25 protein-coding genes are annotated in these 25,349 nt (G+C 56.2%); 13 read left to right on the forward strand and 12 right to left on the reverse strand.

Annotated features, from left to right (window positions below):
• Positions 1–230 precede the first annotated feature (230 nt).
• The gene (msrB, locus tag WB371_RS21470; RefSeq protein WP_336222017.1) at positions 231–644 is read left to right on the forward strand and encodes a peptide-methionine (R)-S-oxide reductase MsrB; all 414 of its coding nucleotides are present in this window, start codon (positions 231–233) and stop codon (positions 642–644) included.
• 41 nt (positions 645–685) lie between these two features.
• The gene (locus WB371_RS21475; RefSeq protein ID WP_336222018.1) at positions 686–961 is read left to right on the forward strand and encodes a YeaC family protein; all 276 of its coding nucleotides are present in this window, start codon (positions 686–688) and stop codon (positions 959–961) included.
• 52 nt (positions 962–1,013) lie between these two features.
• Here WB371_RS21475 and yajD read toward each other — a convergent pair whose 3' ends face one another.
• From yajD to sppA, 4 genes are all read right to left on the reverse strand, one after another.
• Positions 1,014–1,358 (reverse strand): HNH nuclease YajD, encoded by a 345-nt coding sequence (gene yajD / locus WB371_RS21480; RefSeq protein ID WP_336222019.1) that lies wholly within the window; start codon positions 1,356–1,358, stop codon positions 1,014–1,016.
• 139 nt (positions 1,359–1,497) lie between these two features.
• Positions 1,498–2,139 carry a bifunctional nicotinamidase/pyrazinamidase gene (gene pncA, locus WB371_RS21485; protein WP_336222020.1) on the reverse strand — a complete coding sequence of 214 codons (642 nt, stop codon included), beginning with the start codon at positions 2,137–2,139 and terminating at the stop codon, positions 1,498–1,500.
• 10 nt (positions 2,140–2,149) lie between these two features.
• The gene (ansA, locus tag WB371_RS21490) at positions 2,150–3,166 is read right to left on the reverse strand and encodes an asparaginase (RefSeq protein WP_336222052.1); all 1,017 of its coding nucleotides are present in this window, start codon (positions 3,164–3,166) and stop codon (positions 2,150–2,152) included.
• 57 nt (positions 3,167–3,223) lie between these two features.
• On the reverse strand, positions 3,224–5,080 hold the full coding sequence (sppA, locus tag WB371_RS21495; protein ID WP_336222021.1) for a signal peptide peptidase SppA: 1,857 nt from the start codon (positions 5,078–5,080) through the stop codon (positions 3,224–3,226).
• A gap of 165 nt (positions 5,081–5,245) precedes the next feature.
• On the opposite strand from sppA, the gene WB371_RS21500 reads away from it, so the two are divergent.
• From WB371_RS21500 to topB, 3 genes are all read left to right on the forward strand, one after another.
• Complete coding sequence (locus WB371_RS21500) at positions 5,246–5,797, forward strand: NAD(P)H nitroreductase (RefSeq protein ID WP_336222022.1); 552 nt, start codon at positions 5,246–5,248, stop codon at positions 5,795–5,797.
• A gap of 116 nt (positions 5,798–5,913) precedes the next feature.
• Positions 5,914–6,957, forward strand: a complete 1,044-nt coding sequence (gene selD / locus WB371_RS21505; RefSeq protein ID WP_336222023.1) for a selenide, water dikinase SelD — start codon at positions 5,914–5,916, stop codon at positions 6,955–6,957.
• Positions 6,958–6,961: 4 nt separating this feature from the next.
• Entirely contained in the window at positions 6,962–8,902 is a 1,941-nt protein-coding gene (gene topB, locus WB371_RS21510) for a DNA topoisomerase III (protein ID WP_336222053.1), read from the forward strand.
• A gap of 21 nt (positions 8,903–8,923) precedes the next feature.
• Here topB and gdhA read toward each other — a convergent pair whose 3' ends face one another.
• Positions 8,924–10,267 (reverse strand): NADP-specific glutamate dehydrogenase, encoded by a 1,344-nt coding sequence (gdhA, locus tag WB371_RS21515; protein ID WP_336222024.1) that lies wholly within the window; start codon positions 10,265–10,267, stop codon positions 8,924–8,926.
• 252 nt (positions 10,268–10,519) lie between these two features.
• Between gdhA and WB371_RS21520 the strand changes: the two genes are divergently transcribed.
• Positions 10,520–10,780 (forward strand): YnjH family protein, encoded by a 261-nt coding sequence (locus tag WB371_RS21520; RefSeq protein ID WP_336222054.1) that lies wholly within the window; start codon positions 10,520–10,522, stop codon positions 10,778–10,780.
• On the opposite strand, the gene WB371_RS21525 is transcribed toward WB371_RS21520, so the two are convergent.
• Complete coding sequence (locus WB371_RS21525; protein ID WP_336222055.1) at positions 10,740–11,153, reverse strand: pyrimidine (deoxy)nucleoside triphosphate diphosphatase; 414 nt, start codon at positions 11,151–11,153, stop codon at positions 10,740–10,742. The genes WB371_RS21520 and WB371_RS21525 overlap by 41 nt on opposite strands.
• A gap of 78 nt (positions 11,154–11,231) precedes the next feature.
• Between WB371_RS21525 and WB371_RS21530 the strand changes: the two genes are divergently transcribed.
• Positions 11,232–11,801, forward strand: coding sequence for a carboxymuconolactone decarboxylase family protein (locus tag WB371_RS21530; RefSeq protein WP_336222025.1), 570 nt, complete (start codon positions 11,232–11,234; stop codon positions 11,799–11,801).
• Positions 11,794–12,420, forward strand: coding sequence for a CDP-alcohol phosphatidyltransferase family protein (locus tag WB371_RS21535; RefSeq protein ID WP_336222026.1), 627 nt, complete (start codon positions 11,794–11,796; stop codon positions 12,418–12,420). Before WB371_RS21530 ends, WB371_RS21535 begins: the two co-directional genes overlap by 8 nt.
• A gap of 2 nt (positions 12,421–12,422) precedes the next feature.
• Here WB371_RS21535 and WB371_RS21540 read toward each other — a convergent pair whose 3' ends face one another.
• From WB371_RS21540 to xthA, 6 genes are all read right to left on the reverse strand, one after another.
• Entirely contained in the window at positions 12,423–13,730 is a 1,308-nt protein-coding gene (locus WB371_RS21540) for a sulfurtransferase (RefSeq protein WP_336222027.1), read from the reverse strand.
• A 65-nt stretch (positions 13,731–13,795) separates the two neighbouring features.
• Entirely contained in the window at positions 13,796–14,449 is a 654-nt protein-coding gene (locus WB371_RS21545) for an ATP-binding cassette domain-containing protein (protein WP_336222028.1), read from the reverse strand.
• A complete protein-coding gene (locus WB371_RS21550) occupies positions 14,449–15,984 on the reverse strand; it encodes a thiamine ABC transporter permease (RefSeq protein WP_336222029.1) in 1,536 nt (511 codons plus the stop codon). Before WB371_RS21550 ends, WB371_RS21545 begins: the two co-directional genes overlap by 1 nt.
• Complete coding sequence (locus WB371_RS21555; RefSeq protein WP_336222030.1) at positions 15,957–17,120, reverse strand: ABC transporter substrate-binding protein; 1,164 nt, start codon at positions 17,118–17,120, stop codon at positions 15,957–15,959. The genes WB371_RS21550 and WB371_RS21555 overlap by 28 nt, the downstream gene beginning before the upstream one ends.
• Before the next feature lie 2 nt (positions 17,121–17,122).
• Positions 17,123–17,797 carry a TVP38/TMEM64 family protein gene (locus WB371_RS21560; protein WP_420704072.1) on the reverse strand — a complete coding sequence of 225 codons (675 nt, stop codon included), beginning with the start codon at positions 17,795–17,797 and terminating at the stop codon, positions 17,123–17,125.
• Between the two features lie 9 nt (positions 17,798–17,806).
• Complete coding sequence (xthA, locus tag WB371_RS21565; protein WP_336222031.1) at positions 17,807–18,613, reverse strand: exodeoxyribonuclease III; 807 nt, start codon at positions 18,611–18,613, stop codon at positions 17,807–17,809.
• Between the two features lie 445 nt (positions 18,614–19,058).
• On the opposite strand from xthA, the gene WB371_RS21570 reads away from it, so the two are divergent.
• From WB371_RS21570 to astE, 5 genes are read left to right on the forward strand one after another with little or no spacing between them, the layout of a single operon-like run.
• On the forward strand, positions 19,059–20,279 hold the full coding sequence (locus tag WB371_RS21570) for an aspartate aminotransferase family protein (protein WP_336222032.1): 1,221 nt from the start codon (positions 19,059–19,061) through the stop codon (positions 20,277–20,279).
• Positions 20,276–21,310, forward strand: coding sequence for an arginine N-succinyltransferase (gene astA / locus WB371_RS21575; protein ID WP_336222033.1), 1,035 nt, complete (start codon positions 20,276–20,278; stop codon positions 21,308–21,310). Before WB371_RS21570 ends, astA begins: the two co-directional genes overlap by 4 nt.
• Positions 21,307–22,785 carry a succinylglutamate-semialdehyde dehydrogenase gene (gene astD, locus WB371_RS21580; RefSeq protein ID WP_336222034.1) on the forward strand — a complete coding sequence of 493 codons (1,479 nt, stop codon included), beginning with the start codon at positions 21,307–21,309 and terminating at the stop codon, positions 22,783–22,785. Before astA ends, astD begins: the two co-directional genes overlap by 4 nt.
• Positions 22,782–24,125, forward strand: a complete 1,344-nt coding sequence (astB, locus tag WB371_RS21585) for an N-succinylarginine dihydrolase (protein WP_336222035.1) — start codon at positions 22,782–22,784, stop codon at positions 24,123–24,125. Before astD ends, astB begins: the two co-directional genes overlap by 4 nt.
• The gene (astE, locus tag WB371_RS21590; protein ID WP_336222036.1) at positions 24,118–25,086 is read left to right on the forward strand and encodes a succinylglutamate desuccinylase; all 969 of its coding nucleotides are present in this window, start codon (positions 24,118–24,120) and stop codon (positions 25,084–25,086) included. The genes astB and astE overlap by 8 nt, the downstream gene beginning before the upstream one ends.
• The last annotated feature ends 263 nt before the right edge of the window (positions 25,087–25,349 follow it).

A 25,349-nucleotide genomic window follows, 5' to 3' on the forward strand; every position in this document is an offset into this window, starting at 1 on the left:
CAAGCTTTGCGCGACTGACTCGCCTCACTCTTCCATTGGGCTTGAAACCACATGGGGGCGGCGCCCCGAATTTTAAAGGGCAACGGAGATAAAAATGTGATTTAAATCACGAATCACGCGCTGCCATTTCGCAAGGATCAAGTTTAGAACAAAAGTCTGCCCTGTGGTGTTAATGTTTTGTTAGAATTGGTCGCGTAATGTCAGCGTCATGAAAAGTGAGATGTGAGCAAATGGCGAACAAACCTTCTGCTGAAGATCTGAAAAAAAACCTGTCTGAAATGCAGTTCTACGTGACGCAAAATCACGGCACAGAACCGCCATTTACCGGGCAGTTACTGCATAACAAGCGTGACGGTGTCTACCACTGTCTGATCTGCGACGCACCGCTGTTTACCTCGCAATCGAAGTACGATTCAGGCTGCGGTTGGCCCAGCTTTTACGAGCCTGTGAGTGAAGAGTCCATCCGTTACCTCAAAGACTTTTCCCACGGTATGCAACGTATCGAAATTCGCTGTGGAAACTGCGATGCGCACCTGGGACACGTCTTTCCCGATGGCCCGCAACCCACCGGCGAACGTTACTGTGTCAATTCAGCTTCTCTGAGCTTCACTGATGATGAAAACGGTGAACAAACGAAGGGTTGAAAAAACGATTCAGCAAATTATTCAACAGGAGCGGATTGATCATGAATCTTGATGAGATGATTAACAACATGACGCCGGAGGTTTACCAGCGCTTATCAACCGCTGTTGAACTGGGGAAATGGCCGGATGGCGTGGCGCTGACGCCGGAGCAAAAAGAGAACAGTCTGCAACTGGTGATGCTCTGGCAGGCGCGGAACAATACGGACGCTCAGCATATGACTATCGACACAAACGGTCAGATGGTGATGAAGAGTAAGCAGCAGCTCAAGGTGGATTTTGGCATTACGCCAGAACCGATTGCGACATTTAAATCCTGACTGATGCGTTGACGCCCGGCAGTTTGCGCTTTTGCCGGGCGAACCTTTCACATCACTTTTTATTCATCATCGCTTTAAGATCGGCAAAAGGGTTGTACGTGGCTTCGCCGACGCTCTTTTGCGCATCTTCGCCTGCCACAACCGTGGAGCCGTACTGATCGGCTTCGGTGTACTTGGAATGCTCATGATCGTGACAGTACAGGCACAACATTTCCCAGTTGCTGCCGTCTTCCGGATTATTGGAATGGTCGTGATCGATATGGTGTACGGTCAGCTCACGAAGATTTGAATAGACGAATTCGCGGGAGCAGCGACCACACACCCACGGGAAGAGCTTAAGCGCCTTTTCCCGATAGCCCACTTCCAGGCGGGCGTAATTTTTAGGGATAAAAGCCATACCCTGTGCCTCCAGTTGAAAATGAAACGCGGCGTCAAACGCTGACGCAGCAGGTTGCATCCATCATACCCGATCCCGTTTTATGTCACCTATCAGATCCTGATATTGACAATACAATACGCTGTGTGCGGCGGGGGAGTTAGCGTTGCGTCTCTTCCCAGTCGCCCAGGGTATACAGCGTAGCGCCTGCGGCGGCCATCTCCATAAACGCGTGGCTGCTGTCCTGTGGCTGAATATTTACGCCGCGACAGCCATCGGTAATCACGTTCACCAAAAAGCCCAGTTGCAGCGCATCCATCACGGTGGACTTCACGCAATAGTCGGTCGCCAGTCCCATGACGATCAGCTCATTGACCTTATGCCCGTGAAGCCACGCTTCGAGTCCGGTTTTCTGTCGGCGTCCGTTATCAAAAAAGGCGCTGTAGCTGTCGACCTGTGGGTTCTCGCCTTTGTGAAAAACGGCGTCAATCGCCTTGCGGTTAAGCAGTGGATGAAACGCCGCGCCATCGCTCTCCTGTACACAGTGATCGGGCCAGAAGGTTTGCGGCAACCCGTCCAGTGTTCCCTGGCTGTAGGGCTGTGCGTTGTGCTGGCTGGCGAAACTGCCGTGGTTCGCCGGATGCCAGTCCTGGCTGGCAACGACCGCTATTCCACGCGTCTGGCACCACACAATCAGTTGATTCGCAATATTGATGGTGCTGTCTCCCTCAGGGACGGCCAGCGCGCCACCGGCGCAGAAATCATTTTGCAAATCGACCAGTAACAGTGCGCGATTTGTCATGGGATTCTCCTTAGTCATCCGGGGTGAGTTCGCCGCGCAGATTTTGTGTCATTGCCTGGCGAATCGTATCCGTATCCAGCCCTTTGCTGAGCAGGTAATGCAGCTTGGTCAGCGTGGCTTCGACGGTCATATCCGCGCCGCCAATCACACCCGCGTGCGCCAGCGCATTGCCGGTGGCATAACCGCCCATGTTCACTTTCCCCGACATGCATTGAGTCAGGTTAACGACCACAATACCGCGTTCGCTGGCCTCGCTCAGCTCCTGCAAAAACGCTTTATCCTGTGGCGCATTACCGACGCCGTAAGAGCGTAAAATCAGCGCTTTAACCGGCTGAAGCAGGAAGTTACGTACCACACCGGCAGAGATACCGGGATAAAGGGTGACCACGCCAATGGGCTGCGGCGTGATCGGATGAACAATCAGTTCCCCCTCGCCATGCGGTGCCGGTGGTGTCCCCAGACGGCGGATGTGGATACCCGCTTCCAGCAAAGGCTGAAGATTCGGGGAGGCAAAAGCGTCAAAGCCATCGGCGTGCGCTTTTGTGGTGCGGTTGCCACGAAACAGTCGGTTGTTGAAGAACAGGGTGACTTCGTTAATGGGGTAGTTTGCCGCCACGTACAGGGCGTTGAGGAGATTGATTTGCCCGTCTGAACGCAGCTCTGCCAGAGGGATTTGTGACCCTGTCACAATGACCGGTTTACCCAGATTCTCCAGCATAAAAGAGAGCGCCGATGCGGTAAATGCCATCGTGTCAGTGCCGTGAAGGATGACAAAGCCATCGTACTCGTCGTAATGCGCTTTGATGTCATCAGCAATATGTTGCCAGTCTTCGGGCGTCATATCAGAGGAGTCCATCAAAGGGGCATATTCATGAATGGTGAAGTCGGGCATTTCCGGGCGATGGAATTCGGGCATCAGCGCCAGTTGACGTTGAAGATGGCCGGAAACGGGAATGTAACCCTGTTCGGAGCGCTGCATACCAATGGTCCCGCCGGTATAGGCAACGTAAATCGATTTCTTCTGTATGGCTATCATTTTGTCGCTCAGGGAAAAATCCCTCTTCAAATGAAGAGGGAGTGAGGATTATTTCACGTTAGCGCAGGTGAGGCAGAATGCGTAACGGTTTTGCGGATCGTTGAAGGCGGCGAGTTTATCACCTTCCGCTTTGACCACGTCTGCTGCAACTGCCAGCGGCGCAGGGAGCATCGCCTGAATGGTCTGCGGCAGCATCGCCCGAACAGAGCCTGACAAGTTGTCCATCAGCGTATCGAAGAAAGTTGGCTCATCCTGATAATAGTCGATATGCCACTGCTTGAGTTTTGCCAGTTCAGCGGCTTTAGCGACCGCATCGTCGAAGTCGCCCAGGCTATCCACCAGACCGTTCGCTTTGGCGTCCTGACCGGTCCAGACGTGGCCCTGCGCGATTTTGTCAATCTGTTCAGGCGTGGAATGACGGGCCTGCGCCACCAGAGTGATAAAGCGCTTGTAGCCATTCTCGATGCTCAGTTGCATCATTTGCTGTGCTTCTGGCGGTAAGGCTTTGGTCATGGAGACATCGGCCAGCGGGGAGGTCGAGACGCCATCAGTATGTACGCCGATGGAATCCAGGCTGTTTTCGACCGTGTTGATTACCCCGAAGATACCAATGGAGCCTGTCAGCGTGCTGGGGTTCGCTACGATGTAGCTGGCTGGCGTGGAGATCCAGTACCCACCTGACGCGGCCATTCCTCCCATCGAGACAACCACGGGTTTACCTGCGGCGCGGGCGGCGGCCAGTTCAGAACGAATCACTTCCGAGGCGGTCACGCTACCGCCCGGGCTATTTACGCGCAGGACAATGGCTTTCACCTTCGGATCCAGACGCGCATCGCGAATTTGCGAGGCCGTGGTGTCGCCGCCGACGTTCCCCGGCGTCTCTTCGCCGTCCATAATGGCGCCATTGGCAAACACCACGCCGATGGAGCCGCCGCTATCCGCAGGAGGATTCAGCGTATAGTCGTAATAGCTAATGGCGCGATAGTTATTCTCCGCTTTGCTCCAGCCAAACTGTTTGGTCAGCGCTTTTTCCACTTCTGCGCTGGAGAGCAGGGCATCCACCAGCTTGTTGTCGAGAGCATATTTAGCCGTGTCACCATCGACTTTCGTCAGCGCATCCAGAACGCCCTGCGCGCCAGGGAAGACCTGCTGGGCCGGAATCTGGCGATTTGCCGCAATGGTATTCAGATAGTTTTGCCACAGTTCGCCAATCCAGCGACTGTCCGCTTCACGCGCAGCGGGCGACATATCATCACGAATAAACGGTTCAACGGCGGATTTATAGGTGCCGACGCGGAACACATGCGTAGAGACTTTCAGCTTATCCAGCAGAGACTTGTAATAAAGGCCGTTGGTGGCAAAACCGTGGATATCAACGGAACCTTGTGGCGAAAGCCAGATTTTATTGGCAAAGCTTGCGAGGTAGTACTGGCCCTGGCTGAAGTTATCACCGATGGCATAAACCGGTTTCCCGCTGTCGCGGAATTCGCGCAGCGCCTTACCGATGTACTGCATTGACGGCTGATCGCCCCCGGCGAAGTTTTTCAGATCCATCACAATGCCGGTAATGTTGCGATCGTCTTTTGCCTGGCGAATGGTATTGACGATATCAAACAGGGAGTTTTCCTGTAAGCGGTCAGAGCTGGGGCCAAACAGTTGACGTCCAATGACGCCGAGACGGTTGGTGCTGGAGGGTTTATCGACGATCACCCCGGAAATATCCAGCAATAAAGCGCCGCGCGCCACTTTATCGCTGGTGTTGCTGCTACTGACCTGCATCCAGACGCCTACGCCCACCAGGATCAGGAAAATAAAGAACAGGTTAAGCACCATCTCGCGGACAAAATTAAGCAGTCGCCACGTCCATTTAAAAAATCCGGCAATGAATCGCCACAGGGTTCGCATGTATTCTCCCTACCGTTACAAATACTACACCGGGTTACGGTGTATGAGATGAGGCTATCCTAATGACCCTGCCGTCTCTTGTCAGCAGGAATCACCGTCTGCGCTGTAACAAAATCTGCTCTCGTGTTAATTTTGTGAATATTCATCATGCCTGGAGTTAACCAAATGGATGCACTTGAATTACTTGTTAACCGTCGTAGTGCCTCTCGCCTGGCCGAGCCTGCACCAGCGGGTGAGCAACTGCAAAATATCCTGCGCGCGGGTATGCGTGCCCCGGACCATAATACTCTGCAACCCTGGCACTTCTTCGTCATTGAGGGGAACGGTCGCGATCGCTTTAGCGCCGTGTTAGAGAAGGGGGCGATTGCCGCACAGAGCGATGAAAAAGGGATCGAAAAAGCGCGTACTGCGCCGTTTCGCGCGCCGCTTATCATTACTGTGGTCGCGAAATGCGAGGAAAATCATAAGGTCCCGGTCTGGGAACAAGAGATGTCGGCGGGCTGTGCGGTGATGGCGATGCAAATGGCGGCGGTCGCGCAGGGCTTCGGGGGGATCTGGCGTACGGGCGCATTAACCGAAAGCCCGGTGGTTCGCGAGGCGTTCAACTGTCGTTCACAGGATAAGATCGTTGGTTTCCTCTATCTCGGTACGCCACAACTGAAAGCCTCCACGACCATCAACGTGCCGGATACCGCGCCGTTTGTGACGAAATTTTAGATAATTCTTTAAAACTGTCTGGATTCTGAGCAAAGACGCTGGAATTCAGACACTCTCTCTTATCACGTCATGGAATGAGCGCTACCATAGCCCGATTGCAATGACAGGAGATGTCCATGAGCGAGCACGCTATTCGTTTAACGCAGTACAGCCACGGAGCAGGTTGCGGTTGTAAAATTTCCCCCAAAGTGCTGGAGACCATCCTGCACAGCGAGCAGGCGAAGTTTGTCGACCCGAACCTGCTTGTGGGCAATGAAACCCGTGATGACGCGGCAGTGTACGATCTGGGAAATGGCACCAGCGTCATCAGCACCACCGACTTCTTTATGCCGATTGTCGATAATCCGTTTGATTTTGGCCGTATCGCCGCGACCAACGCCATCAGTGATATTTTCGCGATGGGCGGTAAACCGATTATGGCGATTGCCATTCTCGGCTGGCCCATCAGCAAACTGTCACCTGAAATCGCCCGCGAAGTGACCGAAGGTGGGCGTTTTGCCTGCCGTCAGGCGGGGATTGCGCTGGCGGGAGGTCATTCGATTGATGCCCCTGAGCCGATTTTCGGACTGGCCGTGACCGGCATCGTTCCTACCGAGCGCGTGAAGAAAAACAGCACCGCTCAGGCCGGCTGCAAACTGTTTCTGACTAAACCGCTCGGTATCGGCGTTCTGACGACGGCTGAGAAAAAATCACTGTTAAAACCTGAACATCAGGGGCTGGCAACGGAAGTGATGTGCCGAATGAATATCGCAGGCGCGTCCTTTGCCAATATCGATGGCGTGAAAGCCATGACCGATGTGACGGGATTCGGTCTGCTGGGCCACCTCAGCGAGATGTGCCAGGGCGCAGGCGTGCAGGCGCAGATCCGCTATCAGGACATCCCAAAACTACCGGGCGTGGAAGAGTATATTCAGCTTGGCGCTGTACCGGGTGGAACGGAGCGTAATTTTGCCAGCTACGGACACCTGATGGGCGAAATGCCGCAGGCGGTACGTGATTTACTGTGCGATCCGCAAACCTCGGGGGGGCTGCTGTTGGCCGTCACGCCTGACGCTGAAGAAGAAGTGAAAGCCACCGCCGCCGGGTTTGGTATCGAACTGACCGCGATTGGCGAGCTGGTTGACGCTCGTGGTGGTCGCGCCATGGTTGAGATCCGTTAAGACAATGCGGTTGTTTATTGCCGAAAAACCGAGCCTGGCCCGCGCTATTGCCGACGTGCTGCCCAAGCCGCATCGCAAAGGCGACGGATTTATCGAATGTGGGAACGGTCAGGTGGTGACCTGGTGTATCGGTCACCTGCTGGAACAGGCGCAGCCTGACGTCTATGACAGTCGGTATGCGCGCTGGAACCTGGCCGATCTGCCGATTGTGCCGGAAAAGTGGCAATTGCAGCCGCGTCCTTCCGTGACCAAACAGCTCAATGTCATCAAGCGCTTTTTGCATGAGGCCAGTGAAGTCATTCACGCAGGGGACCCCGATCGCGAAGGACAACTGCTGGTGGATGAAGTGCTGGACTATCTGCAACTGGCGCCGGAAAAGCGCCAGCAGGTGCAGCGCTGTTTGATCAACGATCTTAACCCGCAGGCCGTTGAGCGCGCGATTGACCGTTTGCGCGCTAACAGCGAATTCGTCCCGCTGTGCGTCTCGGCGCTGGCCCGCGCCCGCGCGGACTGGCTATACGGCATTAACATGACACGCGCCTATACCATTCTGGGCCGTAACGCCGGGTATCAGGGCGTGCTCTCTGTTGGTCGCGTCCAGACGCCGGTGCTGGGGCTGGTGGTGCGTCGTGACGAAGAGATCGAAAACTTCGTTGCCAAAGATTTTTTTGAAGTCAAAGCTCATATCGTGACGCCTGCGGACGAACGCTTCACCGCCATCTGGCAGCCGAGCGAAGCCTGTGAACCGTATCAGGACGAAGAGGGGCGTTTACTGCACCGTCCGCTGGCAGAGCATGTGGTCAACCGCATTCACGGGCAACCGGCGATTGTCACCAGCTATAACGATAAACGGGAATCAGAATCCGCACCGCTGCCGTTTTCTTTGTCGGCGTTACAGATTGAAGCGGCAAAACGCTTTGGCCTGAGCGCGCAGAACGTGCTCGATATCTGCCAGAAATTGTATGAAACCCATAAACTCATCACTTATCCGCGTTCCGACTGTCGCTATCTGCCGGAAGAGCACTTTGCCGGGCGTCATGCGGTAATGAATGCCATCAGCGTGCACGCGCCGGATCTGCTGCCACAGCCTGCGGTCAATCCCGACACGCGCAACCGCTGCTGGGATGATAAAAAGGTCGATGCGCACCATGCCATCATTCCGACGGCCCGGAGCAACGGTATCAGCCTGACGGAAAATGAAGCGAAGGTGTACAACCTGATTGCGCGTCAATACCTGATGCAGTTTTGCCCTGACGCGGTATTTCGTAAATGCGTCATCGAACTGGATATCGCCAAGGGTAAATTTATCGCCAAAGCCCGGTTCCTTGCCGAAGCAGGCTGGCGAACGCTGCTCGGCAGTAAAGAGCGGGATGAAGAGAACGACGGTACGCCGCTGCCTGTTGTCGCAAAAGATGACGAACTGCTGTGCGAAAAGGGCGAAGTGGTTGAACGCCAGACCCAGCCGCCGCGCCATTTTACGGATGCGACGCTGTTGTCTGCGATGACCGGTATTGCGCGTTTTGTGCAGGATAAAGATCTGAAAAAGATCCTCCGGGCAACCGATGGTTTAGGCACCGAGGCGACGCGTGCCGGCATCATCGAACTGCTGTTCAAGCGCGGTTTTTTGACCAAGAAAGGGCGCTATATCCATTCCACCGACGCCGGAAAAGCGCTGTTCCATTCGCTGCCGGAAATGGCAACCCGACCGGATATGACCGCGCACTGGGAGTCGATTCTGACGCAAATCAGCGAGAAGCAGTGCCGCTACCAGGACTTTATGCAACCGCTGGTGGGAACGCTCTATCAACTGATCGATCAGGCCCGCAGTACGCCAGTACGCCGTTTTCGTGGCATTGTGGCGCCCGGCGAGGGCGATAAGAAAAAGAGTGCTCCCCGCAAACGCGCGGCGAAAAAAAGCCCGCCATCAGCAGAGGCGGGCCTGTAATTTGCTTTTGCGGGCGGGGAATTAAATCACGCCCTGACCAAACATCGCGTCGGCGACTTTTACAAAGCCCGCGATGTTTGCACCGCGCACGTAGTTGGTCTGTTTGCTTTCGCCGCCGTACTCCACGCAGGCGTGGTGAATGTCCAGCATGATGTGGTGCAGACGGGCATCCACTTTTTCCGCTTTCCAGCTCAGGCGTGCAGCGTTCTGCGCCATTTCCAGACCGGAAGTGGCAACGCCGCCGGCATTCGCCGCTTTACCCGGGGCAAACAGCACACCCGCTTCCTGGAACAGATCCGTGGCTTCAATGGTGGTCGGCATGTTTGCGCCTTCCGCCACCGCTTTTACGCCATTGGCGATAAGCTGGCGGGCGGCATCGACATCGAGTTCGTTTTGTGTGGCGCACGGCAGTGCGATATCCACCGGCACTGACCACGGCTGTTTGCCTTCGAGATACGTCAGACCAAACTCACGGGCGTAATCTGCCACGCGACCGTCGCGGCTGGCTTTGATTTCACACAGGCGCGCCAGTTTTTCACGGTTAAAACCACTTTCGTCCACTACCGTACCGCTGGAGTCAGAAGCGGTGACCACGCGGGCGCCAAATTCCATCGCTTTTTCAATGGCGAACTGCGCCACGTTGCCGGAGCCGGAAATCGCCACGCGCATCCCTTCAAAGCCGAGACCATGACGTTTAAGCATCGCTTCGGTAAAATACACCAGACCGTAACCGGTGGCTTCCGGGCGGATCAGACTGCCGCCAAAGGAGAGCCCTTTACCGGTAAACACGCAACCGCTGTTGTTGGAGAGCTTACGCATCATCCCGGCCATAAAGCCTACTTCCCGGCCACCCACGCCGATATCGCCCGCAGGTACATCCGTATCCGGCCCCAGATGACGATAAAGCTCAGTCATCAGCGCCTGGCAGAAACGCATCACTTCGCCTTCGCTTTTACCTTTCGGATCGAAATCACTTCCGCCTTTACCACCGCCCATCGGCAGGGTAGTTAGCGCATTTTTGAAGGTTTGTTCGAAGCCGAGGAATTTCAGAATAGACAGGTTAACGGAGGGGTGGAAACGCATTCCGCCTTTATACGGACCAATCGCCGAGTTGAACTGCACGCGCCATGCGCGGTTGACCTGCACCTGATTACGATCGTCCAGCCACACGACGCGGAACTGAATCACGCGCTCTGGCTCAACCAGACGTTCCAGTAATGACATTTCACGATAGCGCGGATTTTGTTCAAGGAACGGCCACAGGGTGGTCATGACTTCACGGACGGCTTGCGCGAACTCGGTTTGATTCGGGTCGCGCTTTTGCACATGGTTGAGGAAGGCTTCCAGAGAGCTTGTCTGATCCATAGATATAAAAACCTCTTATATTTAAATGTGGTTGTAATTGTGTTTTTTGTGAATATGTGTTTGCAGTTTTTGACTATACCATCAGGAATGTGACGGGAAGCAAGAAAAAAATCACGCGGCTAAGCAAATTAATAACCCGGCGGCGGTCATAACGAAAAGCGATGACAAAAGAGATTAAAGTTTCCCTCTCAGGTGACCGTTATACTGAGAACAGACTCAGAATCGTAAGGAAATTCTATGCGTTATATCGCGATGGCGGCAGCGCTGATGACACTCTCTTTTTCCACCCTGGCGAATCAAAACTATCGTCCTGAGATGCAGGTGAACGTGCCGCCGGAGGTGTTCAGTTCCGGAGGCCAGCGCGCGCAGCCCTGCAATCAGTGCTGCATTTATCAGGACCAGAATTATTCTGAAGGGGCGGTGATTAAAGCGGATGGCGTTTTATTACAGTGTCAGCGCGATGAGAAGGCCATCAGCACGAATCCGCTGGTCTGGCGACGCGTAAAAGCATAAAGGCGTCCAGCAAAGGAATATCGGCGGGGGCGAGCGGGTAGTCCCGCGCTGATTTCGGCTCACACCACACCAGGCGCTGGTGCTCGTGTGCCATCATCTCTCCGTCAAAGGCCGGAACATGCCAGGCATGCAGATGAATCAGCCGTCCGGAAACCTCGCGCTGATGGCTGGCAATATAACGCCCGGCCGTCGCCTCAATGCCCAGTTCTTCCCGCAATTCACGAATCAGCGCCTGGGGTTGTGTTTCGCCGGGTTCCACCTTTCCGCCGGCAAATTCCCACAGGCCAGGCTGGTCTGCCTGCGGTGGGCGCTGGGCAAGTAATATTTTGCCGTCACGTTCAATGATCGCGGCAACAACGTCGAGGGTTTTCATCATATTCATCAATGTTCAACAACGGAAAGTGACATACTATCGTTATCTTTGAATGACCTGAAGTCCCTGGAGTTTCCCTTGAACAATCCGCAATCGTGGGTCACCCCGCTGACCCGCCTGCCTTCCAGCCTTAAACCTCTTGTGATGACGCAGAAAAAACACTACGGCGCGGTGTTACACCCGACGCGCTGGTGGGGGCGGATGCCGTTTTTGTTCTGGCTGGTGGCGCTTTTCGTGGGCTTTCTTGAACGCAAACGCGCACGCCTGACGCCGGTGATGCGCGCTCTGCTGATGACGCGCGTTTCGCAGGTTTGTCATTGTGCTTTCTGTGTGGACGCCAACAGTCTGCGTCTGGCGCAGCGCTGCGGGGCGCTGGAAAAAGTGCTGGCGGTGGCGGACTGGCAGACATCGTCGCTATTCTCGGAGGAAGAGCGCGTGGCATTGGCCTATGCGGATGCGGTAACCGCCACGCCACCGCAGGTGGATGACGCGTTGAAAGCGCAGATGAAGCACTATTTCAGCGATGAGTCGATCAGCGAAATGACCGCGTTGCTGGCTTTTCAGAATCTCTCGGCACGATTTAATGCCGCGCTGGATATCCCCTCGCAGGGATTGTGTGACAGCCTCAAAGGAGCGCCGCGTGCTTGACCGTCATCTGCATCCGCGTATTAAACCGCTTTTGCATCGCTGCGCGGATCTGCTCGACAGACCGGGTATTTCGCCGGATGGCCTGACGCTGTTGGGGTTTGCCATCGGCGTGCTGGCGCTGCCATTTCTGGCGCTGGGCTGGTATCTGGCGGCGCTGGCAGTCATTGTACTTAACCGGATACTGGATGGGCTCGACGGCGCGCTGGCGCGACGCAGAGGGCTCAGTGATGCGGGCGGTTTTCTCGATATTTCGCTCGACTTTTTATTTTATGCGCTGGTGCCATTCGGTTTTATTCTCTCCAGCCCTGAACATAACGCGCTGGCGGGGAGCTGGCTGCTGTTCGCGTTTATCGGCACTGGCAGCAGTTTCCTGGCGTTTGCTGCGCTGGCGGCAAAGCACAACATCGATAATCCCGGCTATGCGCATAAGTCGTTCTATTATCTGGGCGGACTGACTGAGGGAACGGAAACAATCTTACTCTTTGTGCTCAGTTGTCTTTTCCCTGCGTACTTTGTCGTGCTGGCGTGGGTGTTTGGCGCACTGTGCTGGATGACGACGCTGACGCGCATCTGGAGCGGGTATCTGACGCTGAAAGGACTTCAGCGTCAGAACGGGTGAAATTATTTGCTGCTGTCAGGCCCGCGTTCCCCGGTTGCTACCGGGTTTTTCGCATCGCTGCTCCATTCATACCAGCCGCCATCATAGACGGAGACGTTTTTCCAGCCCATCGCCCTGGCATACATAAACGTCTCTGAGGCGCGCCAGCCGGTGCCGCAATAGAAGGCGACCTGCTGATCCGGCAGAATATTCCATTGCTTCCACATTCCGGCGATATCATCCGCGCTGCGCATGGTGCCGTCGGGATTATGGAAATCTTCCATATGGGTTGAGTCGCTACCCGCATGACCCCAGCGCGCGCCGGCAATTTCACCTTTTGGCTTGATGTAGCTGTATCCGCTGGTGGTGCCGATAAACTCCGGCCACGAGCGAATGCTGACCAGAGACGCATCCTGGCGATGCAACAGACCGCGCGCCTGCTCCATATTGAGCATCAGTTGTGGCTGTGCCGGAATAGTAACGCCAAAATCCGGTTCAGGTTTCACCGTCGCGGGTGTACCGCGCTCCACGGGCAGCCCGGCATCAGACCAGGTCTGCCAGCCGCCATCCAGCAGGCGCACATCCTTCACACCGGCATAGAGCATGATTTGCGCGACGCGCGCCGCGGCGTAAACATCGCGGCCATAAAGGATCACCGTCGTATCGTGGCGAATACCGTGTTTCGCCAGCATCGCTTTCAGCGCGTCATCAGAGACTTTGTTCCACAGCGGTTCGCTTTCCACTTCGTTAGTGTCAATGTAGCCAGCCCCTGGAATATGGCTGAGCAGATAAAACTTAGGCGCTCCCCAGGCGGCTTCAATGACTTTCCAGTCACCCGCCGGTTTTGCGGTGACCTCTTTACCTTGTTGCAGATCGTGCAGCCACTGCGGATAAACCAACTGTTCGAAATGCGGCAGGCGTTGCAGACGGGCCGGATCCTGTAACGCATCGCGCAGCGTCGTAATCTGCTCAAGCCCCGCTTTTTGCAGACGGCTTTTCACCGCCTGGATATCGCGGTCGTTGCCGTAGAGGGCAACAGGGGCGTTCGCGTTCAGGTGATGTTGTTGGATCCAGGCATTGAGCTGCGCATCGCTCATCGTATCGAGCCAGCGGGCGGAGAGATTCAGAGCGGAAGGTTCATGTCCGGAAGGGCCATTTAACGACTGCGGCCAGCCATTATAGAACGCGCTGGGACGGGTATCGATGGCCGTTCCCTGTTTTTGCGCCAGTTCAGTGTAGTTAAGCGTCTGCGCCATATCAGCGGCCCAGGAAGAAGCGCAAGCGAGCCCTAAAGCCAGAGCCAGCGCGGTCATTTGAGAAACACGTTTCATCGAATTGCCCGACGTTGAGATAAGAGGGCGTCATTTTGTGCCTCCGGTCCCTGAAATTCCTTGCGTTAACGCAGGATGTTCGCGTTTTCACCGCCGGAGCCTAACTGCAACACCTGACCACCTGGCGGAATATCCTGCGCGTCATGGGTGACCTGAACGACAGGAATATCCAGCCGACGCGCTTCGTTAAACACCCACTGGCGAAAGTCTGCGCGTCTGTCAGCGTCCAGGCGGCTGAACGGTTCATCCAGCAGCAATGCTTCCGGTTGCGCCAGCAACGCGCGAAGCAGCGCCACCCGCGCACGCTGCCCGCCGGAGAGCGTCGCCGGATCGCGCGAGGCAAAACCCGCCATTCCCGCGCGTTCCAGTGCGTGCTGAACGGCATCCTGCCGCGCGGAACCTTTCAGATGCGCGGGGAGCGCCAGCATCAGGTTTTGCCCGACGCTAAAGTGATCAAACAACAGGGCATCCTGAAATAAAATCCCCAGGTGTCGAGCTGCTGTCGGGAGCCCGTCTAGGCGCTTTTCATTGAGCCACAATTCGCCGCGAGCCTGTAAAGGCGAGGTCAACGCGCCCACCATCCAGGCCAGCAGGGAAGATTTGCCGCAGCCGGAAGGTCCCATTAATGTGACAATGTCACCTTTTGCTACCTCAAAGGTGAGTGGGCCTGACAGCGGCGTATGATGTAAAGACAGAGAAAGGTGACGAACTCTGAGCATTAACGTAATCCTTGTCGGACGCGACCGACCCATGATGACAGCCCGGCGCATAACATAAACACCACCAGCGGCAGGATTAATTGCCACAGGGCCTGTGCTGCCAGCATGCCGGTGCTGCCGCCGCTACTGAGTGCGACCGCTTCCGTCGTCAGCGTCGGGAAACGGCCTGCGCCCAACCACAGCGTCGGCATATACTGCGCGATGCTGACGGAAAAGCCTACCGCCAGAGCCACCAGCGCGGGGCGCAACATCTGGGGGCATTTAACATAGCAAAAGATTTTCAGCGGTGACCAGCCCAGCGTCTGCGCAATCAGTATCTGGCGGGGATCAATCCGCAGCCACGCCGGTTTCAGAACGAACAACATCCAGGGCGCCACCCACAGCAGATGTCCCCAGATAAGCGTGGCAAACTGCCCATCCTGATCAAGGCGCAACGCCAGCGTATATTGCCCGATAACCAGCGGCAGCGCGGGAAGCAGAATCGGCAGCCAGACCCAGCGATGTCCGCGCTGGGGACCCCATTCCAGCCATAACAGCAGCATAAACAGGCTGAGGAGGCTGGCAATAAGCCCGGTCACTACGCTGTTGCTTAACGCTTCAATATTGAGTGCAGCATGGCGGGCGAGCAGCGCCAGCAAAACCGTACACAGTATCCCGGTCAAGGGTAAAAAGAGAGAAAACGTGTTGCCTGTGACCGGGGGAAGGTGGCGCAGACGTATGCCGCGAGTATCAGGCAGGGTCCGTCGCCAGCCACGCCAGAAGAGATAACCGAGGAGCGCGAAAAGCGCCAGCAATCCCAGCAACAGCAGACTGGCGAGCGCACCTTTACTCTGCTGGTCGCTGTCACCCTGGCTGAGCCATTGCCAGGCGAGGACAGCCAGCGTCGGCGGATTGCCGGGGCCAAGAATGATGGCGACGTCAACCACCGACACCGTCCACGCGACAACCGCCAGCATCACGGCGCCAAGCCCTGGTCCGATAGCGGGCAATATCACCCAGCAAAGCGCCTGTCGGCGGCTGTAACCCAATGAATCCAGCACCACTACCTGCTGAGCGAGCCGTTTTTCACTCAACAGAATCGACATGATCCACAGCACGAAAGCGCTCTCTTTCACGGCCAGCACTGTGCCTAAGCCAATGCCAAAGCGATCAAACGGCGGCGAAAAAGAGGGCAGTGCGCGCCAGAAGACACCGCCCTCGGCAAAAAGCAGCAGCGCGGCGCTGGCAAACGCGACATGGGGAATGGCCAGAAGCCACGGCAGACGGGAACTCAGCCGTTGCCAGCGGCTACCCGGCCAGAGCGCCACCACGATGGACAGCGCGATAAACAGCGCGCCAGCGGTGGCGATGCCAACGGAAACAACCGTCGCCAGAAGCGCCTGCGGCAACTGCGGGTCAGCAAAAAGCGCCTGCCATCGGGTAAGCGACAGCGAGGGGGCAATCAGTTCAGCACTGGCAGGCAGTAATGGCGCGTAGACAATTGCCATGCACAGCCACGCCAGAAAAATTAATGTGAACCGTAGCGGCGTAGCCATTCGTCTTCCAGCGCGTTAACCCAGGCGGCGTGCGGTTCCGGCAGGACATCGGGTAATCCCGTTGGCATCCGCGATTCCAGTGCCGCTTTCTGCGCGGCCGGTAGTTTATTCGCATCCAGCACCGACGGATCGCCCCAGTATTTCGGGTCGGCTTTACGCAGTTGTGCCTCTGGAGAGAGCAAGAAATTGGCTACCACCTTCGCGCCCGCGCTGGCGCGAGCGTTCGCCGGAATAGCGACGAAGTGGACGTTGCCAATCATCCCGTCGGTAAATCCAAAGCTGTAGCTGTTTTTCGGCAACTCGCCGCTGGCGATTTTTTGTTGGGCGTGAGCGGGGTTGAAGGTCAGCGAGAGGCGTAATGTTCCGCTTTGCAACAGAGTATCCATCCGCGCTGGCGACGGTGGGAAATCTTTCCCTTTACGCCACAGCAACGGGTGTAAATCATCAAGGTAGCGCCACAGCGGTGCAGTGACATCAGCAAACGTTGCAGCGTCCGGTGCGACGGTAAGGGCTTTCGGATCCTGAGTGAGTGAAATTAACAACTGCTCAAGAAACGCGGTGCCGGTAAAGTCGGGCGGGCGTGGGTAACTCACAGTACCGGGATGCGCGCGCGCAAATGCCATCAGCGCCTGTGGACTTTGGGGCGGCTGCGGCGTGACGTTGCGATCGGCGATAAACGTCAGCTGCGCGCCGCCCCACGGCGATTCGGCTCCGTCAGTCGGAATTGAGAAGTCCTCGCGCACCGGTTTTTGCGTATCCACATAGCGCCAGTTGGGTAGCGTTTCTGCCCAGTGGGTGCGCAGTAATTCCGCTTCTTTTAAGGTGCGGAAGTTTTCGCCGTTGACCCACAGCAAATCGACGGAACCGCCGGTTTTACGCCCGGCTGCGGCTTCTGTCTGAATACGTTTAACGGCGTCAGCGGCATCGGCAAGACGCACGATCTTAAGATTGATGGCGTAGTGGGTTTTCATCTCGCCGCTCACCCAGTCAAGATACTGGTTAACCGCCGGATCTCCGCCCCAGGCGTTAAACCAGACGGTCTGACCTTTTGCGTCATCTTTAACCTGTTGCCAGTTTTCCTTGGCGTGCAATGGACCTGTCAACAGCAGGCCTGCCAGTAGTATTCCCCAACGCATAATTACTCCTGAAAAAAACGGGTTACCAGCCAACGCGAGGCCAGTGGTAACAGCCCTAAGAGGGCAAAAGCGGCCAGCATAGCGGGAGAAAGAATGTCGCGCACAGATGTCAACTGGCTCAACTGCTGACCGGCATTCAGATACACCACCGTGGCGGGTAGCATTCCCACCTGGCTGACCCACCAGTAGCGGCGTACGCTAACGCTGGTCAACCCCGCCAGCAAATTCACCACAACGAACGGGAACAACGGCATCAGGCGTAGCGCAAAGAGATAAAAGACGCCGTCCCGCGCCATACCCTGGTTCACCGTTGCCATCTGGCGAGCAAAGCGGTCTGATACCCAGTCACGCAGCAGGTAACGGCTGGTAAGCATGGCGAGCGTCGCGCCGAGCGTCGAGGCAAAAGAGACCAGCAGTGTGCCTTGCCACAGACCAAACAGCGCGCCGCCGAGCAGGGTCAGTAGCGCCGCGCCAGGAACAGAGAGTGACGCCACTGCGGTGTAGATTAAAAAATAGAGGCCAGCGCTAAGCAACGGGAACTGTCGATGCCAGTCCGCCAGCAGTAGATGATAACGTTTAAGCGTGTCCAGGGTGAGCAGGCCGGGGGGCAGTGTCCATAGCACCCCGGCGACGCAGATTATCAGCAGCCCTGAGAACAGCAGTTTTCTGGTGTTCACTGAGGATGATCAGACCGAGAATTTCGCCCATACCGGCGCGTGATCGGACGGTTTTTCCATACTGCGAATGTCATAATCAATACCGGTTTCAACGCAGCGTTCCGCCAGCGGGTTGCTGGCGAGCAGCAGATCAATACGCAGGCCACGGTTATCGTCAAACCCTTTGGAACGGTAATCAAACCAGGAGAATCGATCGACCGTTTCCGGGTGCGCATGGCGGAAAGTATCAACCAGCCCCCAGTTCAGTAGCCGGTCCATCCATTCACGCTCTTCCGGCAGGAAGGAGCATTTGCCGGTTCGTAACCAGCGCTTGCGGTTCTCTTCACCGATGCCGATATCCCGATCGGAGGGGCTGATATTCATATCGCCCATGATCAGTACCGGATTATCGCGTTTCAGCTCACTGTCCAGATACTGCTGTAAGTTCTGATAAAACAGTTCCTTCGCGGGGAATTTGATCGGGTGGTCGCGGCTTTCGCCCTGTGGGAAATAACCATTGATCACCGTCAGATTACCCAGCGGAGACGGGATCTCCGCCATGATGATGCGCCGTTGCGCCTCTTCGCCATCGTTCGGAAAGCCTCGACGCACCGCGATGGGCGTCTCTTTGGTCAGCAGCGCCACCCCATAATGACCTTTCTGGCCGTGGTAGAACACGTTATAGCCGAGCTTCGCGACATCTTCGAGCGGGAACATGTCATCGTGAACTTTTGTCTCCTGCAGGCCAATGACATCCGGTTGGTGTTTCTCGACGATGGCTTCCAGTTGATGAGGTCTGGCGCGCAGGCCGTTGATATTAAAAGAGACAAATTTCATAGTCGCTGCCACTTAGCTGGGTGAATAGTGCATGGATGGTAGCAGAATTTCACCGGGCTGACTGCCCATTCTGCTGAGATTGCGGCAATGAATGTGAATGGTATTAACAATGGCGCAACGATTGCCCTGTTTCAGGGCAGATTGCGTCAGAATGGGGCACGCATTTCAGGTAAATTTTGTATACGATCACATTTCCAGAATTATATTTGGCCTGTGCATAACATTTCGATTTTTCCTCTATTTAATCCCCTTTCATGCAAACATATTCACTTTATATGCACTAATAGTGAATACCGGCAGGTTGTAACACATTGATTTTGCGTTATCGCGACTCGTTTATGCATTTTTTCCTCTGGCTGGCACGAACTCTGCAATCTACATTTACAGCGCAAACACTACTATTTATTAACATATAAATAACTTTATATTTACCGTTGAGGTCGCTATGTCTCAGTCAATTACGCGTGAAAATTTTGATGAATGGATGATGCCCGTTTATGCGCCTGCGCCGTTTATTCCGGTGCGTGGTGAAGGTTCACGCTTGTGGGATCAGCAGGGTAAAGAGTATATCGACTTCGCCGGAGGGATTGCGGTCAATGCGCTGGGGCATGCGCATCCGGAACTGCGTGACGTGCTGAATGTGCAAGCGAGTAAATTCTGGCATACCGGCAACGGCTACACCAATGAACCCGCGCTGATACTGGCGAAGAAGTTGATCGACGCCACTTTCGCCGATCGCGTTTTCTTCTGTAATTCGGGAGCGGAAGCCAACGAAGCGGCGCTGAAGCTGGCGCGAAAATATGCGCACGACCACCACGGCAGCAATAAGAGTGGCATCGTGGCATTTAAAAATGCTTTCCACGGTCGCACGTTGTTTACCGTCAGTGCCGGCGGCCAGCCTGCCTATTCCCAGGATTTCGCCCCGTTACCGCCGGCGATCCGCCACGGCGTCTATAACGATATCAATTCCGCCAGCACGCTGATTGACGATACGACCTGCGCCGTCATCGTAGAGCCAATGCAAGGGGAAGGCGGCGTTGTACCCGCGACGAAAGCCTTCCTGCAAGGGTTGCGCGAGTTGTGCGATCGCCACAATGCGCTGCTGATTTTTGATGAAGTGCAGACCGGCGTAGGCCGCACCGGGGAACTGTATGCCTATATGCACTACGGCGTGACGCCGGATCTGTTGACCACGGCAAAAGCGCTGGGCGGTGGGTTTCCCATCGGCGCGTTGCTGGCGAGCGAAAAATGCGCCAGCGTGATGACCGTCGGCACGCACGGCACCACGTACGGGGGAAACCCGCTGGCGACTGCCGTTGCCGGAAAAGTCCTCGATATCGTCAATACGCCCGCGATGCTTAACGGTGTGAAACAGCGCCACGAGTGGTTTGTGGAGCGTCTGAACGCCATTAATCATCACACCGGACTGTTTAGCGAAATTCGCGGGCTCGGGCTGCTGATTGGCTGTGTTCTCAATGATGCGTTCGCCGGGAAAGCCAAACTGATTTCACAGGAAGCGGCAAAAGCGGGCGTGATGGTACTGATTGCCGGGGCGAACGTGGTGCGCTTTGCCCCGGCGCTGAACGTCACCGGGGAAGAGGTGGCGACTGGTCTTGACCGTTTTGCGGCTGCCTGCGAACAGATTAAAGCGGGAGGTTCATCATGATGGTGATCCGTCCCATTGAGCGCGGCGATGTCAGCGCGCTGATGCAACTGGCGAGTAAAACCGGCGGTGGACTGACCTCGCTGCCCGCCAATGAAGCAACGCTTGCGGCGCGCATCGATCGTTCACTGAAAACCTGGCAGGGCGAATTGCCCAAAAGTGAGCAAGGCTATGTCTTTGTGCTGGAAGAGGTGGAAACCGGCACTGTGGCGGGGATCTGCGCGATTGAAGTCGCGGTGGGACTAAACGATCCCTGGTACAACTATCGGGTGGGAACGCTGGTTCATGCTTCCAAAGAGCTGAACGTGTACAACGCGCTACCGACGCTGTTTCTCAGTAACGATCACACCGGCAGCAGCGAGCTGTGCACGCTGTTTCTCGACCCGGACTGGCGCAAAGAGGGCAACGGCTACCTGCTGTCCAAATCGCGTTTTATGTTTATGGCGGCGTTTCGCGACAGGTTTAATGAAAAAGTGGTAGCGGAAATGCGTGGCGTCATCGACGAGCACGGTTATTCCCCGTTCTGGCAAAGTCTGGGAAAACGCTTTTTCTCCATGGAATTTAGCCGCGCTGATTTTCTCTGCGGCACCGGGCAGAAGGCGTTTATCGCCGAACTGATGCCCAAACATCCAATCTATACCCACTTTTTATCCGATGAAGCGCAGGCGGTTATTGGCGAAGTGCATCCGCAGACTGCGCCCGCGCGTGCGGTACTGGAGAAAGAAGGGTTTCGTTATCGCAACTATATCGACATTTTTGACGGCGGCCCGACCCTCGAATGTGACATTGACCGGGTGCGGGCGATCCGCAAAAGCCGTCTGGTGGACGTTGCCGAAGGGCAGCCCGCCACAGGAGATTTTCCCGCCTGCCTGGTCGCCAATGAAAATTACCAGAACTTCCGCGTCATGCTGGTACGCGCTGACCCGGATACCCAGCGACTGGTGCTGACCGCCGCACAACTGGATGCGCTGAAATGTCGTGTGGGTGACCGCGTTCGCTTTGTTCGGCTTTGCGCTGAGGAGAAAACAGTATGACTTTATGGATTAACGGCGACTGGGTGACCGGTCAGGGCGAACGCCGGGTTAAAACCGATCCGGTGAAAGGGGACGTGCTGTGGGAAGGTCGCGATGCAGACGCCGCTCAGGTCATGCAGGCGGCGCGTGTCGCCCGCGCCGCGTTTCCCGCCTGGGCGAGACGTCCATTCGGTGAACGTCAGGCCATCATTGAAAAATTTGCCAGCCTGCTGGAGAGTAATAAAGCAGAACTGACCACCATTATCGCCCGCGAAACCGGCAAGCCGCGTTGGGAAGCGGCAACAGAAGTGACGGCGATGATCAACAAAATCGGCATTTCGGTCAACGCGTATCATGCCCGCACCGGCGAGCAGCAAAGTGAACTGCCTGACGGCGCGGCGACGCTTCGCCACCGTCCACACGGCGTACTGGCGGTATTTGGCCCGTATAACTTTCCGGGGCATCTGCCGAATGGTCATATCGTTCCGGCATTGCTGGCGGGTAATACCTTGCTCTTCAAACCCAGCGAACTGACGCCGTGGACGGGAGAAGCCGTTATGCGTCTCTGGGAACAGGCAGGGTTGCCTCATGGCGTCCTGAACCTTCTGCAGGGCGGGCGTGAAACGGGACAGGCGCTGAGCGCGCTGGAACTGCTGGATGGGCTGCTGTTTACCGGTAGCGCCAGTACCGGTTATCAACTCCATCGCCAGCTTGCCGGACAACCGGAAAAGATCCTTGCTCTCGAAATGGGCGGCAACAATCCGCTGATTATTGAAGATCCGGTTGATATCGATGCGGCGGTACATCTCACCATTCAGTCGGCGTTTGTCACTGCCGGGCAGCGCTGTACCTGTGCGCGCCGCCTGCTGGTCAAAAGAGGCGCGCAGGGTGATGCCTTCCTCACGCGTCTGGTGGAGGTCAGCCAGCGATTACACCCGGGACGCTGGGATGATGAACCCCAGCCGTTTATGGGCGGGTTGATCTCTGAACAGGCGGCACGTCATGTCTATAGCGCCTGGCAGCAACTTGAATCGCTCGGCGGGCAAACGCTGCTGGCGCCGCGTCTGATACAGGCCGGAACCTCACTGTTATCTCCCGGTATTGTTGAGCTGACGGGCGTGAAGAATCTCCCCGATGAAGAGGTGTTCGGCCCACTACTGGGCGTCTGGCGTTACGACCATTTTGATGACGCTATCGCGATGGCCAATAACACCCGCTTTGGTCTGTCGTGTGGACTGGTCTCAGCGGATCGCGCCCAGTTTGACCAGTTGCTGCTGGAAGCGCGCGCCGGCATTGTGAACTGGAATAAACCTTTGACCGGAGCTGCCAGCACTGCGCCGTTCGGCGGTGTGGGGGCCTCCGGAAACCATCGCGCCAGCGCGTGGTATGCCGCCGACTACTGCGCCTGGCCGATGGCGAGTCTCGAATCTCCGGCGCTGACGCTACCGGGAACGCTCAGTCCTGGCCTTGATTTTTCGCGTGGGGGGGCAGTATGAAAGCACGTGAAGTCAATTTTGATGGGCTGGTAGGACTGACGCACCATTACGCCGGGTTGTCGTTTGGTAATGAGGCGTCGACCCGACATCGCTATCAGGTGTCTAATCCGCGTCTGGCGGCGAAGCAGGGGCTGCTGAAAATGAAAGCGCTGGCGGATGCGGGATACCCGCAGGCGGTGATCCCACCGCATGAGCGGCCGTTTATTCCGGCGTTGCGCCAGTTGGGATTTAGCGGCAGCGATGAACAGGTGATCGAGAAAGTGGCGCGTCAGGCGCCACACTGGCTCTCCAGCGTCAGTTCCGCATCACCGATGTGGGTGGCGAATGCGGCGACGGTGGCACCGTCAGCGGATACGCTGGATGGCAGGGTGCATCTGACGGTGGCGAATCTGAACAATAAATTCCACCGCTCACTCGAAGCGCCCACCACGCAGGCGTTGCTGCAGGCCATTTTTCGCGACGAGCGCCATTTTGCGGTTCACGCTGCGCTGCCGCAGGTGGCGATGTTTGGCGATGAAGGGGCGGCGAACCATAATCGTCTTGGCAGAGAATACGGCGAGCCGGGTGTTCAGCTTTTCATCTACGGGCGTGAGGAGGGGAGTGATACGCGCCCGTCCCGCTATCCGGCGCGGCAAACCCGTGAGGCCAGCGAAGCGGTCGCCCGCCTGAATCAGGTCAATCCACAGCAGTGCATTTTTGCCCAGCAGCATCCGGACGTTATTGACCTCGGCGTGTTTCACAATGATGTTATTGCCGTCTCGAACCGCGAAGTGCTGTTTTGTCACGAGCAGTCCTTTGCGAAGCAGGATGAGGTTCTGGCCCGGCTGCGTTCACAGGTGCCAGGCTTTACACCCATTGTTGTACCTTCCGCTGACGTGTCAGTCCCCGATGCGGTGGCGACCTATCTGTTTAACAGTCAGTTGCTGAGCCGCGATGACGGCTCAATGATGCTGGTCCTGCCCCAGGAGTGTCGTGAACATGCGGGCGTGTGGCGTTATCTGACCCATCTGCTGGAAGGTGATAACCCTGTCCGTGATATGCGCGTGTTTGATCTGCGCGAGAGTATGTCAAACGGCGGAGGACCAGCCTGTCTGCGCCTTCGCGTGGTGTTGACTGAGGATGAACGTCAGGCGGTCAATCCGGCGGTCATGATGAATGATACCCTGTTCACCGCCCTTAACGACTGGGTCGATCGCTACTATCGTGACCGTTTAACCGCAGCGGATCTGGCCGACCCGCAACTGCTGCGTGAAGGACGCGAAGCGCTGGATACGCTGACGCAATTATTGCATCTGGGGTCGGTCTATCCGTTTCAGCAATCCGGAGGCTGTCATGGATAATTTCCTCGCCGCCACGCTTGCGGGGACGACGCCGGGCCTTCGCGAAGGCGACGGTAACGGTTTTCACTGGCGCTGGACGGGAGACGGTATTCTTGAGCTTACACCGGCTGTTGCGCCAGTGGGGGCGCTGGTGATCTCCGCCGGGATCCACGGTAACGAAACGGCTCCGGTGGAGATGCTCAATGCGCTGCTGCGGGCGTTATCGCAAGGGGACATTGCGTTACGCTGGCGACTGCTGGTGATCCTCGGCAATCCGCAGGCGCTGGCGGAAGGGAAGCGCTATTGCCACAGCGATATGAACCGGATGTTCGGCGGGCGCTGGCAGTCGTTTGCCGAAAGCGGTGAGACCCGGCGCGCGCGGCAACTTGAACACAGCCTTGATGATTTTTACTCCAGGGGGAAAGAGACGGTTCGCTGGCATCTGGATCTTCACACCGCGATTCGGGGTTCTTATCACCTGCGGTTTGGTGTATTACCGCAGCGCCCGCTTCCCTGGGACGAGGACTTTCTGGGCTGGCTCGGTGCCGCAGGGCTTGAAGCGCTGGTGTTTCACCAGAGCCCCGGCGGTACGTTCACCCATTTCAGCGCTGAACATTTTGCTGCGTTTTCCTGCACGCTGGAACTGGGTAAAGCCTTGCCGTTTGGACAAAACGATCTTCGTCAGTTTGCGCCGACCTCTGCAGCGCTGACCTGCCTGCTTGCCGGGCAGATCGATCAGGCGTCCGGCACAGCACCACAGCGTTACCGGGTGGCGTCACAGATAACGCGGCATACTGACGCGTTTGTCCTGCACATGGACAGCGAGACGCTGAACTTTACGCCGTTTCGGGAAGGGACGCTGCTGGCGCAAGACGGGGACGAACGTTTTGTCGTCACTCATGATGTTGAATATGTGCTTTTTCCCAATCCTCGCGTCGCGCCAGGATTACGCGCGGGCCTGATGCTGGAAAAAATGAATTAACCTGTTTCCCGCAGGCGAGAGTCTGTGGGGATTATTTTTTTCGTGCCAGAGAAAGTGAATACGGATTATTCCTGGAGAACTGCTTTATTTATCATCACTGCTCAGGTATAGTTCTTCATATTCCCTGCAAAATCATGCTGTTGTCATATTTCTTTTCAACTCTTCACGCTAATTTCTTTTTTTCTCCACAATTGGCGAAAAAATGTTTTTTACACTTTCATTGTTTTACCGATGCTCTGACTAATTGACGATTAAGCCGGTAA

It is taken from the genome of Citrobacter amalonaticus, assembly GCF_037053465.1.
GTDB classification, from domain to species: Bacteria; Pseudomonadota; Gammaproteobacteria; order Enterobacterales; family Enterobacteriaceae; genus Citrobacter_A; species Citrobacter_A amalonaticus_H.

Coding starts and splice junctions, on each gene's coding strand:
- WB371_RS21550 (WP_336222029.1), bottom strand. CDS start 15,984: ATGGCTACGCCGCTACGGTTCACATTAATTTTTCTGGCGTGGCTGTGC.
- WB371_RS21570 (WP_336222032.1), top strand. CDS start 19,059: ATGTCTCAGTCAATTACGCGTGAAAATTTTGATGAATGGATGATGCCC.
- WB371_RS21525 (WP_336222055.1), bottom strand. CDS start 11,153: ATGAAAACCCTCGACGTTGTTGCCGCGATCATTGAACGTGACGGCAAA.
- xthA (WP_336222031.1), bottom strand. CDS start 18,613: ATGAAATTTGTCTCTTTTAATATCAACGGCCTGCGCGCCAGACCTCAT.
- pncA (WP_336222020.1), bottom strand. CDS start 2,139: ATGACAAATCGCGCACTGTTACTGGTCGATTTGCAAAATGATTTCTGC.
- sppA (WP_336222021.1), bottom strand. CDS start 5,080: ATGCGAACCCTGTGGCGATTCATTGCCGGATTTTTTAAATGGACGTGG.
- WB371_RS21475 (WP_336222018.1), top strand. CDS start 686: ATGAATCTTGATGAGATGATTAACAACATGACGCCGGAGGTTTACCAG.
- astE (WP_336222036.1), top strand. CDS start 24,118: ATGGATAATTTCCTCGCCGCCACGCTTGCGGGGACGACGCCGGGCCTT.
- WB371_RS21540 (WP_336222027.1), bottom strand. CDS start 13,730: ATGAAACGTGTTTCTCAAATGACCGCGCTGGCTCTGGCTTTAGGGCTC.
- gdhA (WP_336222024.1), bottom strand. CDS start 10,267: ATGGATCAGACAAGCTCTCTGGAAGCCTTCCTCAACCATGTGCAAAAG.
- WB371_RS21545 (WP_336222028.1), bottom strand. CDS start 14,449: ATGCTCAGAGTTCGTCACCTTTCTCTGTCTTTACATCATACGCCGCTG.
- astD (WP_336222034.1), top strand. CDS start 21,307: ATGACTTTATGGATTAACGGCGACTGGGTGACCGGTCAGGGCGAACGC.
- WB371_RS21520 (WP_336222054.1), top strand. CDS start 10,520: ATGGCGGCAGCGCTGATGACACTCTCTTTTTCCACCCTGGCGAATCAA.
- topB (WP_336222053.1), top strand. CDS start 6,962: ATGCGGTTGTTTATTGCCGAAAAACCGAGCCTGGCCCGCGCTATTGCC.
- WB371_RS21555 (WP_336222030.1), bottom strand. CDS start 17,120: ATGCGTTGGGGAATACTACTGGCAGGCCTGCTGTTGACAGGTCCATTG.
- yajD (WP_336222019.1), bottom strand. CDS start 1,358: ATGGCTTTTATCCCTAAAAATTACGCCCGCCTGGAAGTGGGCTATCGG.
- WB371_RS21500 (WP_336222022.1), top strand. CDS start 5,246: ATGGATGCACTTGAATTACTTGTTAACCGTCGTAGTGCCTCTCGCCTG.
- astB (WP_336222035.1), top strand. CDS start 22,782: ATGAAAGCACGTGAAGTCAATTTTGATGGGCTGGTAGGACTGACGCAC.
- msrB (WP_336222017.1), top strand. CDS start 231: ATGGCGAACAAACCTTCTGCTGAAGATCTGAAAAAAAACCTGTCTGAA.
- selD (WP_336222023.1), top strand. CDS start 5,914: ATGAGCGAGCACGCTATTCGTTTAACGCAGTACAGCCACGGAGCAGGT.
- astA (WP_336222033.1), top strand. CDS start 20,276: ATGATGGTGATCCGTCCCATTGAGCGCGGCGATGTCAGCGCGCTGATG.